Annotated in this window: 9 protein-coding genes; all 9 read right to left on the bottom strand. The window is 68.4% G+C overall.

The window, feature by feature from the left end:
- Window positions 1-1,668, bottom strand: a complete 1,668-nt coding sequence (locus tag MUB46_RS09065) for an amidohydrolase (protein ID WP_261615579.1) — start codon at window positions 1,666-1,668, stop codon at window positions 1-3.
- Window positions 1,669-1,837: 169 nt separating this feature from the next.
- On the bottom strand, window positions 1,838-2,290 hold the full coding sequence (locus MUB46_RS09060) for a DsrE family protein (protein ID WP_261615578.1): 453 nt from the start codon (window positions 2,288-2,290) through the stop codon (window positions 1,838-1,840).
- A gap of 812 nt (window positions 2,291-3,102) precedes the next feature.
- Window positions 3,103-4,902 carry a translation elongation factor 4 gene (gene lepA, locus MUB46_RS09055; protein WP_261615577.1) on the bottom strand — a complete coding sequence of 600 codons (1,800 nt, stop codon included), beginning with the start codon at window positions 4,900-4,902 and terminating at the stop codon, window positions 3,103-3,105.
- 54 nt (window positions 4,903-4,956) lie between these two features.
- Complete coding sequence (locus tag MUB46_RS09050) at window positions 4,957-5,736, bottom strand: DUF2066 domain-containing protein (RefSeq protein WP_261615576.1); 780 nt, start codon at window positions 5,734-5,736, stop codon at window positions 4,957-4,959.
- 83 nt (window positions 5,737-5,819) lie between these two features.
- Window positions 5,820-8,990, bottom strand: a complete 3,171-nt coding sequence (locus tag MUB46_RS09045; protein ID WP_261615575.1) for an efflux RND transporter permease subunit — start codon at window positions 8,988-8,990, stop codon at window positions 5,820-5,822.
- A 6-nt stretch (window positions 8,991-8,996) separates the two neighbouring features.
- Window positions 8,997-10,169, bottom strand: a complete 1,173-nt coding sequence (locus MUB46_RS09040) for an efflux RND transporter periplasmic adaptor subunit (RefSeq protein WP_261615574.1) — start codon at window positions 10,167-10,169, stop codon at window positions 8,997-8,999.
- A gap of 246 nt (window positions 10,170-10,415) precedes the next feature.
- Window positions 10,416-11,078, bottom strand: a complete 663-nt coding sequence (locus tag MUB46_RS09035) for a nitroreductase family protein (protein ID WP_425256236.1) — start codon at window positions 11,076-11,078, stop codon at window positions 10,416-10,418.
- 153 nt (window positions 11,079-11,231) lie between these two features.
- Complete coding sequence (locus tag MUB46_RS09030) at window positions 11,232-12,725, bottom strand: gamma-glutamyltransferase (protein WP_261615573.1); 1,494 nt, start codon at window positions 12,723-12,725, stop codon at window positions 11,232-11,234.
- Complete coding sequence (locus MUB46_RS09025) at window positions 12,722-13,591, bottom strand: arylamine N-acetyltransferase family protein (RefSeq protein ID WP_261615572.1); 870 nt, start codon at window positions 13,589-13,591, stop codon at window positions 12,722-12,724. The genes MUB46_RS09030 and MUB46_RS09025 overlap by 4 nt, the downstream gene beginning before the upstream one ends.
- Between the last annotated feature and the right edge of the window lie 74 nt (window positions 13,592-13,665).

Genomic DNA, 13,665 nt, shown 5'->3' with positions numbered 1-13,665 from the left:
CTAGGCTTCGTAGACCACCCGCCCGTCGGCGATGGTCACGGCCGGGCGCACCTGGTCGATCGCCTCGGGATCGGTGGTCTCGATATCGTCCGACAGGACCACGACGTCGGCGAGCATGCCGGGCCGAAGCATGCCCTTGCGGTTCTCCATGAATTCGATCCAGGCGCCGTCGCGGGTGTAGGAGGCGAGCGCGTCGCTCAGCGACTGGCGCTGGTCGGGATCGCTTTCGGCCCAGCGCTTGCGGGTGAGCGCCGCCTTCAGGTTCGACATCGGGTCGATCGGCGAGACCGGCCAGTCGGTGGCGAAGATCATGGGCGCGCCGGCCTCGCGCACCGTCTGCCAGGCGTAGGCATAGGGCCATTTCGCCTCGCCGATGATCGAGGCCGTCGGCTGCAGCGAGAAGCCGGTGCCGGGCGCGTGGATCGGCTGCATCGAGGCGGCGACGCCGAGGTCCCGGAAGCGGCCGAGGTCGTCGGGATGGATCACCTCGATATGTTCGATCCGGTGGCGCGAATCCCGCGGCCCGTTCGCCTTGCGCGCCGCCTCGTAGCCGTCGAGGACGCCGCGCACGGCGCCGTCGCCGATCGCGTGGACGGCGATCTGCAGCCCGCGCCGGTCGGCCTCGGTTGCGATCTCGGCGAAGCGCGCCGGCTCGAACAGCGGATCGCCGCGCCAGCCGGGCTTGCCCGGATAGTCGTCGAGCATCACCGCCGTCCAGGAATCGACGACGCCGTCCATGAACATCTTTACGAAGCCCGACCGCAGCCGTTCGGACCGGAAGCGCCGGTGCATCTCCTCGGCCTTGTCGAGGACGTCCGTCTCCATGAAATTCCTGAAGTGGAACGGCACCCGTACCCGCAGGGATAGGCCCTCTTCCCGGTCGATCGCGTCGAGCAGCTCGAGCTGGTAAAGATTGCCGTCCATGTTCTGCACCGAGGTGATCCCGTGCGCGGCGCAATGGGCGAGCCCCTTGCGCATCAGGTCGAGGTCGAAGGCGCGCTCGGCGGCGGTGGGCGCCGGGTCCGGCTCGCCGCCGGTCTCCAGCCCGAGCCGGAAGCGCATGCCCGCCGCCCCCAGCGCCAGCACCGGATTGTAGGCCTCGCCCTCGCGCAGTTCGCCGGCCGCCTTGCCGTCCGCGCCCATGACGATCTCGTTGCCGACGCCGACCGCCTTGCCGTTCAGGATGCCGGCATCCGCCAGCGCCTTGGTGTTCGCCCAGGCGGTGTGGTGGTCGGCGGCGAACATGAGGAACGCCCGGTCGGGCAGGATCGCGTCGAGATGTTGGCGGGTGATGCGCTGGTTGTCCGGCAGGATCCCGTAGCCCGCCCCCTGCGCCACCAGCAGCGGCTCGTCCGGCCGCTCGGCCGCGTAGGCCCGCGCCGCCGCGGTCAGTTCGTCGAGGCCGTTCACGGTGCCGAGCTGCAGGTTGTCGAGCTCGGCCGCGCCGCAGAACAGATGCACGTGCGCGTCGTTGAAGCCCGGCAGCACGCTCGCCCCGCCCGCGTCGATCACCCGCGTCGTGTGGCTCTTCAGCCCGTCGATGTCCCCGGCCGAGCCGACCGCCATGATCTCGTTGTCGACGATGGCGATCGCTTCGGCCCGCGGCTGGCCGGAATCGACGGTCAGGACCCTGGCGTTGGTGACGATGATATCGGCTCTGGGGGACATTGGCGCTCCGTTGGACCGTGGGTGTTTCCCCATTCATAGCCCGGCATGGCGGCCATTGGCAGGGGGAACGCGCGGGGCGCGCCCGGGACGGCGGCGAACCGGCGGCGGAACGGCGGCGGAGCGGGGGGAGGGCGGATCGCGGCCGCCCGCCCGGGCGGCCGCGGCATCCTCAGGGCTTGATGTAGGTGTAGCCCTGCTGCTGCAGGTAGGACAGTTCGGCGACGCCGGAGGGAACGATGTCGCTTTCCCAGACGTCGAACAGGTCGTTCTCGTAGTCGATCTCGCGGCCGACCAGCGTGTTGTTGCAGACGTTGAAGCCGACGTTCTGCCCCTTCAGCTCGAGCACAGCGCCCTGCACCGCCTCGTTGGTCTTGGCTTCGCGCAGCAACTCGACGCCGTTGCCGTGCAGCACGACCTTGACCTCGATGTTGTCCTTGCCGACGGCGTTGATGTGGTTCTGGATGTTGCGCATGGCGCCCTTGTAGGCCTTGGCGTCCTCTCCGCCGAGATAGTTGATATGATAGACAACCTTCTGCTTGCCGTAGCGTTCGTCTGCGTTCGCCGGACCGACGAAGACGATGGCCGCATAGATGGCGGCGATTGCGGCGATCAAAGCACGCATGGATTTCCTCCTGAGACGTTTTTGTTGTGTGGAGCGTCCCGCGCTCCAATAGAAATATTGTCATATGTGAATGTAATCACCAAGCGCCCGCTACGGGAGCTTCGGACGATTGCGCGATGAGGCATCGTCCGGAGGGTGCGGCGCCGCGCGCATTGGAGGGCGAACGGCACGGGTTGCCCGGGTCGCGCCCGGACATGACGCGGGAAAAATGGGGATATGACGATCCGGTTCGTGAGGCTGGGGGCTAGGATACGCCCGTCCCAGCCGCTCATCCCGGCGCAAGCGGGGATCGGCCTGACCGGGGCACGACCTCACACCACGGCTTCCGGATTCCCGCCTTCGCGGGAATGAGCGGAGGGGGAAAGGCCCATGATACGCCCTCTTAAAGCCTCATCCGGAGGAGCGGCGAAGCTGCGTCTCGAAGGGTGGTGCGGTCACGACGATGTAGACTGGGGCCGCGGGGCTCCGCCCCTGGGCTCCGGGTCAAGCCCGGAGCACGCGGCCTTGGTTTAGGGCACGGCCGTGCCACCTGGACAAACGCGTGTCCCGGACGTGATCCGGGACCCATGCAGCCTATCCATGCGGTGCTGCGACCATTACGACAATCGGGGCTGCGAAGGCGGATTGCGGTAGCCCGCCCGGCCCTCGGCGGCGTCGCCTCGGGCTTTCGTAGCGCGAAACGGGATGCGTTTCGTTGTCACCGCCTGGCGGCCATGAAAACCGCTATTCTCCCGGCGCTCGACTTCGGGTCTCGCCCGTTCGTGACTTGAATGCCTTCGCATCTCATCGAGGCGCCATAGGCACCTCGACCGTCACTCACCCATCTTCAGTGCAGCGATGAACGCCTCCTGCGGGATCTCGACCTTCCCGAACTGGCGCATCTTCTTCTTGCCTTCCTTCTGCTTCTCCAGAAGCTTGCGCTTGCGGCTCACGTCGCCGCCGTAGCACTTGGCGGTGACGTCCTTGCGGAGCGCCGCGATGGTCTCGCGGGCGATCACCTTGCCGCCGATGGCGGCCTGGATCGGGATCTTGAACAGGTGCCGGGGGATCAGGTCCTTCAGCTTCTCGCAGAGCTGGCGGCCGCGCGTCTCCGCCTTGGAGCGGTGCACCAGCATCGACAGCGCGTCGACCGGCTCGCCGTTGACCAGGATCGACATCTTGACCAGGTCGCCCTCGCGGTAGCCGGTGATCTGGTAGTCGAAAGAGGCGTAGCCCTTGGAGACCGACTTCAGCCGGTCGTAGAAATCGAACACCACCTCGTTGAGCGGCAGGTCGTAGACGACCATCGCCCGGTTGCCGACATAGGACAGGTCGACCTGCTCGCCGCGCCGGTCCTCGCACAGCTTCAGGATCGCGCCCAGATGCTCGTCGGGGGTGAGGATGGTGGCCCGGATCCACGGCTCGGCGACGGTATCGATCTTGACGACATCCGGCATGTCGGCCGGGTTGTGCAGCTCGATCTCCTCGCCGTTGGTCAGCGTCATCTTGTAGACGACCGACGGCGCCGTCGCGATCAGGTCGAGGTCGAACTCGCGCTCGAGCCGCTCCTGGATGATCTCCAGATGCAGCAGCCCCAGGAAGCCGCAGCGGAAGCCGAAGCCGAGCGCGGCCGACGTCTCCATCTCGAAGGAGAAGCTGGCGTCGTTGAGGCGCAGCTTGCCCACCGCCGCGCGCAGATCCTCGAAATCGGCCGCGTCGATCGGATAGATGCCGCAGAAGACCACCGGCACAGACGGCCGGAAGCCCGGCAGCGCCTCGGCGCACTGGCGCCGCTCCTCGGTGATGGTATCGCCGACATTGGTGTCGGCCACCTCCTTGATCGAGGCGGTGAGAAAGCCGAGCTCGCCGGGGCCGAGTTCAGGGAAATCGACCAGCTTCGGCGTGAAGATGCCGACCTTGTCGACGTCGTAGGTCGCCTTGGCCTTCATCATCCGGATCTTCATGCCCTTCTTGAGCACGCCGTCGATGATGCGCACCAGCACGACGACGCCGAGATAGGGGTCGTACCAGCTGTCGACCAGCAGGGCCTTCAGCGGCGCGTCGCGGTCGCCCGCGGGCGCGGGCAGGCGGGTGATGATCGCCTCCAGCACGTCGGCGACGCCGATGCCGGTCTTGGCCGAGATCTCCAGCGCGTCCGAGGCGTCGAGCCCGATCACGTCCTCGATCTGCGTCTTGACGCGCTCCACGTCGGCGGCCGGCAGGTCGACCTTGTTGAGCACCGGCACGATCTCGTGGTTGACGTCGATGGCCTGATAGACGTTGGCCAGCGTCTGCGCCTCCACGCCCTGCGAGGCATCGACCACCAGCAGCGAGCCCTCGCAGGCGGCCAGGCTGCGGTTCACCTCGTAGGTGAAGTCGACGTGGCCGGGCGTATCGATCAGGTTGAGGACGTAATCCTCGCCGTTCGCGGCCTTGTAGTTGAGGCGCACCGTCTGCGCCTTGATGGTGATGCCGCGCTCGCGCTCGATATCCATGGAATCGAGCACCTGCTCGCGCATCTCGCGCTCGGTCAGGCCGCCGGTGAGCTGGATCAGCCTGTCGGCCAGGGTCGACTTGCCGTGGTCGATATGGGCGATGATCGCGAAGTTGCGGATGTGGTCCGTTTTCGTCATGGCGGCGCTGATACCACCGCCAAACCGGGGAGGGAAGCCGTTTCCGCGGGGGCGTCAGCCGGGGTCGCCGTTTCCCGACAGAATCCGCGCCGCGCCGCCGACCCCGTCGCGGAACGCCGCGTCGAAGCTGACGCCGCGGATCGACCACGCGCGGGGCCCGTCCGGGGCTTCGAGGCGCCAGTGCGCCGTCCATCCGAGCGTCCCGGGATCCCAGGCGAGCCGCCCGGAAAGCGGCAGGAAATCCTCCGGATCCGCCCCGTCCTGTCTCGCATCCGCCTTCCCGTCCGCGCGCGGCAGGGTGACGCGCAGGCCGAACCGGTCGGCGGCCTCGGCCAGCGCCTCGCGCATGTCCCGGCCCCGCGCGCCGTCCCGGGTGAGCGCGAAGTCGCCGCCGTCGTTGCGCACGTCGACGCGCAGGAAGAGGCCGGGCCGCGGCGCGGGCCACGGCCTGCGGCCGAGCGTGGCGAGGGCGGCGTCGATGCGGTCGGGAACGAAATCGACGGTGAGCACGTGCGGCCGGTCGCGCGAGCCCTGTTCGTCGTGGACCGGGATGCCGGCCATGCGGTCGCGGAAGGTCGCGGCCGCGACGAGGCCGTCCGCGGCACCCGCGAGCGCCGCCACCGCCGGGTCCGTATCGAGGCTCGGGTCGCCGGAGACCTTGACGAGGACGGCGGCGAGGCAGCGCGGCAGGCTCGCGGCCAGGGCGTCGGCGCCGCTGCCCGTCACCACCGTACGCGCCCGGTAGAGGCTTTCATCGGCGACGGCGCCGCCGGCGGCGAGAGCCGCCATGGCCGCCATAGCCGGTACGGCAACCGCCAGAACCGCCACTATCATTGCCGGCAATCGTCGGGCCCGTCGCATGACCCGGTTCCTCGCGTTGCCTGCTCCTCGACCTGGTCCGCCGCCTGCTTCGCAACCTACTCCGCCGCGTTCCCGGCGAGCGGGTCGGGCGTGTGCTTGCGGCGGTGGCCGCCGACCGCCTGGCCGATCCGCTCGAACAGCACGAACAGGCCGGGGATGACGAGAATGCCGAACAGGGTCGCCGCCACCATGCCGCCGAGCACAGTGTAGCCCATCGACAGGCGGCTGGCCGCGCCCGCGCCCGTGGCGATCACCATCGGGATCAGGCCGAGGATGAAGGCGATGGCCGTCATCAGCACCGCGCGGAAGCGCATGTGGCCGCCCTCGATCGCCGCGTCGACGAGCGACTTGCCCGCCTCGTGCTGTTCCTTGGCGAACTCGACGATCAGGATGGCGTTCTTGGCCGCCAGGCCGATCAGCAGGATCATGCCGATCTGGCAATAGATGTTGTTGGCGAACCCGCTCGGCGCCAGCATGTCGATCACGGCAATGGTGGATATCGCGCCGAGCAGGGCGATCGACACCGACGTGATCACCGCGAAGGGGATCGTCCAGCTCTCGTACTGCGCCACCAGGAACAGGTAGCCGAAGGTGAAGGCCAGCGCGAAGACGATGCCGATCAGGCCGGCCGCCTCGATCTCCTGATAGCTCATGCCCGACCAGTCGTGGCCGTATCCCTTGGGCAGCTTCTCCGCCGAGAGGTCGTTGAGCTGGGCGATCGACTGGCCCGACGAATACCCGGCCGTCGTCTGGCCGTTGATGGTGGCCGACGGGAACAGGTTGTAGCGGGTGATCATCTGCGGCCCGAGCGTCTCCTTCACGGTCGCCAGCGTGCTGAGCGGCACCATGTCTCCGGCGTTGTTCTGGACATGCAGGCTGAGGATGTCCTCGATCTCGCGCCGGTAGTCCTGGTCGGCCGAGAGGTTGACCTGGTAGACCCGGCCGAAGGCGCTGAAATTGTTGACGTAGAGCGAGCCGAGCTGCGCCTGCAGGGTCTGGTACAGGGTCGAGACGTCGACGCCGAGGCTCTCCGCCTTGACGCGGTTGACGTCGAGATAGAGCTGCGGCGCGTCGGCCGAGTAGGTCGTGAAGGCCCGGCCCACCGAGGACAGCCCGTTCGCCTCGGTGATGAACGAGCGCGCCACCGCCGCGAGTTCCGACGGCGACTGGTTGCCCTGCGCCAGCAGGCGGTAGTCGAAGCCGCCGGCGGTTCCGACGCCGGAAATCGGCGGCGGCGGCATGACGATGACGTCCGCCTCGGCGATCTCGGAGAAGGCGCCCTGCAGTTTCTGGTAGATCGCCATCAGGCCGAGTTCCTTGGTGGTGCGCTCGTCCCAGGGCTTCAGCACGACGATGCCGAGGCCGAAATTCGCCCCCGTCGAGCTGGTCAGCATCGAATAGCCCGACACGGTGACGGTGTTGAGCACGCCGTCGGTCTTGCCGGAGATGTCGGCGATCTGGCTCAGCACCCGCTCGGTCCGCGGCAGCGCGGCGCCGTCCGGCAGCGTGACGATCACGAACAGGGCGCCCTGGTCCTCGTTCGGCACGAAGCCGGTCGGCACCCGGTTGAACAGGACGGCGAGGCCGACACCCGCGGCCACCACGATCAGGCCGGCGATGATGGAGCGCCGCGCGATCATGCCGACGACGCGGCTGTAGCCGTTGCGGGTCTTTTCGAGGCCGGTGTTGAACCAGCGGAAGGGTCCCCTGGCCTCCTTTGGCGGCCTGAGCACCATCGCGCACAGCGCCGGCGACAGCGTCAGGGCGTTGATCGCCGATATCACCACCGCGGTACAGATGGTCACCGCGAACTGGCGGTAGAGCTGTCCGGAAATGCCGGGCAGGAAGGCCACCGGCGCGAACACCGCGATCAGCACCAGCGTCGTCGAGACGATCGGCCCGGTAACCTGCCGCATCGATCGCAGCGCCGCCTCCTTGGAGCTGACGCCGGGTTCCTCCTCCATGATGCGCTGGACGTTCTCGACCACGACAATGGCGTCGTCGACCACCAGTCCGATGGCGAGGATGACCGCGAACAGCGTGATCGTGTTGGCCGAGTAGCCGAGCGCGAGCAGCACCGCGAACGTGCCGATCAGCGAGACCGGGATCGTGGCGGCCGGGATGATCGTGGCGCGGACGTCCTGCAGGAAGACGTAGACCACCAGCAGCACGATGATGCCGGTCAGCCCGAGGGTATGGATGATCTCGTCGATGGTGGCGGAGACGAACTTGGTGGAGTCGTAGACGTCGACATAGTCCAGGTCGTCGGGGAAGCGCTCCTTGAGCGTCTCCATTTCCGCCAGCACGCCCTTCGCGACGCCCAGGGCATTGGCGCCCGGCGACTGCTGGATGGAGATGGTCGCCGTCGGCTTCTGGTTCAGCAGACTGAGCGCCGTATAGCTCTGCGAGCCGAGCTCGACACGGCCGATATCGCGGACGCGGACGACCCCGCCTTCCTCGTTCGTCTTGATGATGATTTCGCCGAACTGCCGGGCATCCGAGAGCTGCCCCTGCGCGGTGATGTTGTACTGGATGAGCTGGCTGTCGTTCGTCGGGGCCGCGCCGATCTGGCCGACGGCGGCCTGCGCGTTCTGCGCCTGGATGGCGCTGTAGACGTGCTGGGGCGTGATCGACAGGGACGCCATACGGTTCGGGTCCATCCACACGCGCATGGAATAGTTCAGCGCGCCGAGGACCGACACCGACCCCACGCCGGTCACCCGCGACAGCGGGTCGACCACGTTGATCGAGGCGTAGTTCGACAGGAACAGCGAGTCGTAGGTCTCGTTCGGCGAGAAGATGTTGACGATCAGCAGGAAGCCCGGTTCTTCCTTGTTGACCGACACGCCGAGGTCGGTGACGGTCGCGGGCAGGTTCGGCATCGCCAGCTGCACCCGGTTCTGCACGTTGACCTGCGCGATGTCCGGGTCGGTGCCGATATCGAACGACACGGTCAGGATGTAGGAGCCGTCGGAGGAGCTGGTCGAGGACATGTAGATCATGTCGTCGACGCCGTTGACCTGTTCCTCGATCACCGAGGCGACGGTCTCGATGACCGTCGCCGCGTCGGCGCCGGGATAGGAGGCGGTCACCTGGACCACCGGCGGCGTGATGTTGGGGTACTGGGCGACCGGGATCTGGGTCAGCGACAGCGCGCCGGCGAGCGTGATGACGATGGCGATGACCATCGCCATGCGCGGACGTTCGATGAAGATGGCGGAAAACATGGGCGATCAGCTCCCGCTCGAGGCGGTCTGCGGCTTCACCGCCTCGCCGGCCGTCACCTTCTGGATGCCTTCGACGATGATGGTGTCGCCCTGCTCAAGGCCGCCGGTGACCGCAACCTTGTTGTCGAAGTGCTCGCCGGTCTTGATCCGCCGGATCTGCGCCCGGTTGTCCGTGTCCACCATCAGCACGTAGGGGCCGTCCTTGTCCTGCAGGATGGCGCTGACCGGGATCACGGGAAGCAGCTGCGTCGCGCCGACCTGCACGGTCACCTCGACGAACTGGCCGGGAACCAGCTCGTAGTCGGGATTCTTGAAATTGGCGCGGATCGCGATCGTGCCGGTCGACTTGTCGACCGTGTTGTCGATGAAGGAGATCTGGCCCGGGTACTGGTACTCGTCGCCGTTGGCGAGCTGGATGGTCGGTCTGAAGTCGTCGCGGAAATCCTTGTCCGGCGAGGTTTTCTTCAGTTGCTCGACGACCTGCAGATAGGTGCGGTCGGAGATCGAGAAGACCACCCGGATCGGGTCCATCTGGATGACGGTCGCCAGCGTTCCCGACGCGGTATTGACCAGATTGCCCTTGGTGTAGTTCGCCTTGCCGATGCGCCCGTCGATCGGCGAGGCGATTTCCGTGTAGGACAGGTTGAGCTGCGCCGACTGGATATTGGCGTTGGCCTGGGCGATCGAGGCGTTGGCCGAGTCCACGTTGGCGGCGGCTTCGTCGCGCGACGCCTGCGCCTGATCGACCATGGCCTGGGAGACGGTGTTGGATTTGATCAGCGTCTGCTGGCGTTCCAGGGTCAGGTCGGCGTCCTTCAGCTTCGCCTTGCCGCCCTCCAGCGATGCTTCGGCCGACTTCAGCGCGGCCTGCGCCTCGGCCAGCGAGGCCTCGTAGGGGCCCTTGTCGAGGGAGAACAGCAGTTTGCCGGTCTTCACCAGCGCGCCTTCCTGGAAGGCGACCTCCTCGACATAGCCTTCGACGCGGGCCTGGAGGTCCACCGACTGGATCGCCTCGACCCGGCCGACGAAGGATTCCCGCGTGGTGACGTCTTCGTTCTTCACCGCCGCGACGACGACGGCCGGTGCCGTTTTCGTCGAATCCTGGGCCAAAGCGCCGCTGGCTGCCAAGGCGAGAGCGGCTATGCCGCATACCCTCGCGAGGTTGGTTCCGGTCCGCATTTGTCCCTCCCGAGCGGTGATTTCCAATGACTCGGCCGGCACGTTACTGCCAGCACATTAACCGTTAGTTGGCTGAATCGGGAAAGTCCTTCAAGGCAAAATCCTGCCCTAGGGAGAGGGGCGTGCGTGGGGCACCGGCCCCAACGTCCCGGGAAAGCGCCGGAACGGCCCGGAAACAGCGCCAAAGACAGCGCGCGAAAAAAACGCCCGAAAAATTGCGCCGAAAACAGCCGCAGCACCGGGACCCTAGAAGACGCTCGCCACGTCCGCGAACGCCTTTCGCCGGATATCCGGCACCATGCAGGCTTGCGAGGGATGGCCCGCTACCACCAGGACGTAGGGCTTCTCGGTGTCGGGCCGGCGGCAGATGGCGTTGAGAAATCCCATCGGCGCCGGCGTATGGGTCAGCGTCGCCAGGCCGGCATTGTGCAGGGCGGCGATCAGAAGGCCGGTGGCGATGCCGACCGATTCGGGCACGTAATACTGCTTGATCCGCCGGCCGTCGGTGAGGCCGTAGCGCTGCGCGAAGACGGCGATCAGCCACGGGGCGGTCTCCAGGAACGGCTTGTCGGCGTCGGTGCCCAGCGGGGCGAGCGCGCCGAGCCATTCCGCGCCGGCGCGGCCGGCATAGAACTCCCGTTCTTCCGCCTCCGCCGCCGCCCGGATGCGCGACTTCACGGCCGGGTCGCCGATGATGGCGAAATGCCAGGGCTGCTGGTTGGCGCCGGAAGGCGCCGAGGCCGCCGCCATCACGCAGTCCTCGATCAGGCTCAGCGGCACCGGCCGGTCGGAGAAGTCCCGCACCCCGCGCCGCCGCGCCATCAGCGCCCGGAACGCGCGCGCCCGTTCGCGCATGTCCTCGGGCGACACTTCAGCGAAGTTCAGCGGCTTGAAGCCTGACATGGTCATGGAGCCTGTCCTCGCGGCGGGGCCATATCGCCCACGTGGTCGGGCCGCGTTCCGGCGACCGCGCCCGCATGGACCCATTCGGGTCGGCCTTACTCTGCCCTCGCAACAGGGACGGGCGCCAGCCCCGTCTCGAAGGCTGGCGGTCCGGGACGGCTAGACGATCCGGCGCGCCCCGCCGCGGCGCGGGTCGCCGGCGGCCTCGAAGCCGCCCTTGGCGGTCCGCTCGACCGCGTGGACACCGCCGAAATAGAGGTTCCGCTCCGGCCAGGCCCGATGGTCGGGAAAGGCGCCGATCAGCCGTGCGCGATCGGCCTCTGCAAGGAAATCCTCGAAATCGAGATGGCCGCGCTCGAGATGCAGGCGCGGCGCGTCGACGGCGTCCTGCAGCGGCATCCCCGCCGAGCACCGGTTCAGCAGCGCCTGCAGGATCGCCGTACGGATGCGGTTCGAGCCGCCCGAGCCGAAGGCGACCACGGAGCCGTCCCGCCGTGCCGCGATCCCCGGCGTCATCATCGAGCCGAGGCGTTGCCCCGGTGCCCAGCGGTGAAAGCCGCCCGGATTGAGGTCCTCCTCGCCCAGCATGTTGTTGAGCATGAAGCCGCAGTCCCTGACGAGCCGGCTGTTGCCCTCGCCGTTGGAGACGGTGGCCGCGGCCGCGTTGCCGTCCGCGTCGATGACGCTGACATGGGTGGTGCCGCGGGTGGCCGCCTGCGCCGGCCGCGGCGCCTCCGTGCCGATCAGCCGGCCGGGATCGGTCGGCGCCTCGCGCCAGAACCGGTCGACGGTGTCGATGGCCCGCGCGCGCGCCATCGGATCGCCCGCGTCATGCGGGTCGAGCGTGCGCAGCATCGCCGCCACCAGCGCGCCGCCAAGCGCCGGTGGCGGATTGAGCGACACCGTCCAGTCTCCGCTCCCCGAGCCGATCGCCGCTTCGATCGGCGCGCGCAGTTCCACAGCGAAGCCGGCGATGTCGGCATGGGTGAGATGGCCGCCATGGGCGGTCGAGACCTCGGCCATCGCCGCCGCGATCTCGCCCTCGGTCGCGATCCGCAGGCCTTCGCGGCCGATCGCGTCGATCGCCTCGGCCAGGGCCGGGTTGGCAAACGTCGCGCCGTCCTGCGGCAGCGTGCCGTCGGGGGCGAACAGGGCGGCCGCCGCGTCGGTCCAGCGGTAGATCGGCCCGACAATGTCGAACACGTAGGCCTGCAGCGGCATCACCCGCACGCCTTCGCGCGCGGCGACGACGGCCGGTTCGGTCAGGCGGCGCATCGGCAGGCTGCCGAGCTGTTCGTGGACGGCGAAGACGCCCGGCACGAAGCCCGGCGTCGCGCTGGCGCCCGCGCCGATATGGAAGACCTGCGTCGCCGTGCCGAAATCGACGGTCACCTCGGCGAACTCGATCTCGTCTTGCGGCAGCGCGCGCGACGGCGCCGCGGTGAAGAAGTCGAACACGCGCGTGCGCCCGTCCGCCTGCGCGGTCAGGAAGCCGCCGCCGCCGGGGCTCGCCAGCACCGGCTCGCAGACGCAGGCCATCCACAGCGCGGCGATCGCGGCGTCGAATGCGTTGCCGCCCTCGGCCAGAACGTCGGCCGCCGCCTCGGCGGTGCGCGGATGGCCGGCGGCGACCGCGCCGCGCGGCGGGCTCATCGGGCCGTCTCCCCGACGAGACGGGCAAGCGCCGCGTCGAGGGCAGGGTCGAGGGCCGGATCGTCCGGCAGCGAGATCCCGAACGGGTCGGCCAGCGTGTCGCGGATGGCCGCGACGCTGTCCAGCGTCCGCCGCTGCGACGGCGCGCCACGGCGATGCACCGACAGCACCGCGTCGCGCAGGCCGTAGCGGGCGTCGTCGGTGACCCGCGCCGCCATCAGCGCGTTGCGGAAGGTCGAGGCGGGATGGGTCGCGGTATAGTGGTTCATCATCTCGAAGTCCGCGTCGTGCTGGGCCTGCAGGTCGAAGGCGTAGAGCGGCGTCCAGGTGTCGGCGATCCGCACATCCAGGCGGTAGCCGGTCTCGCCCCTGTCGCCCCTATCAACCCTGTCGACCCGGAACGGCTCGTGCGGCGTCGTCTGCGCGGCATCGGTTTCGAGCCTCAGCGGTGCCGTCGGGGTCAGGCCGCCGAAGCCGACATCGACGATCGCCCGCCCGCCATCCGTCCCGCCGTCCATCCCGACCAGGAGCAGCATGTGCGTGCGCGGCCGCATCGCGCCCGGCGGCAGGTCCAGGACCACGCGCGCGGCAAGCCCGGTCACGCCAAATCCCATCGCGCGCAGGGCGTGGGCGAGTAGCAGGTTGTGTTCGAAGCAGTAGCCGCCGCGGCCCCCGGCGATCAGCTTGCGCTGGATCGAACCGACATCGAGCCGCACCGGGCGGCCGAGCAGCGGATCGAGGTTCTCGAAGGCGATCGCCTTCGTGTGCGCCAGAACGACGGACCGAAGCGTCGCGGCCGTCGCCGTCCGGGCGCCGTCATGGCCGATCCGCCGCAGATAGGCGTCGAGGTCGAGGGTGTCACGCATCGATGCCCGCTCCATGCGGTGCGGGTATCGACTCAAACGCCAGTGAACGCAAGCACGACGGCCGCCACCGTCGG

The sequence above is a fragment of the Microbaculum marinisediminis genome, assembly GCF_025397915.1.
GTDB classification, from domain to species: domain Bacteria; phylum Pseudomonadota; class Alphaproteobacteria; order Rhizobiales; family Tepidamorphaceae; genus Microbaculum; species Microbaculum marinisediminis.
The sequence above is the reverse complement of the archived record's forward strand: the minus strand, read 5'-3'. Positions and strand labels throughout refer to the sequence as shown.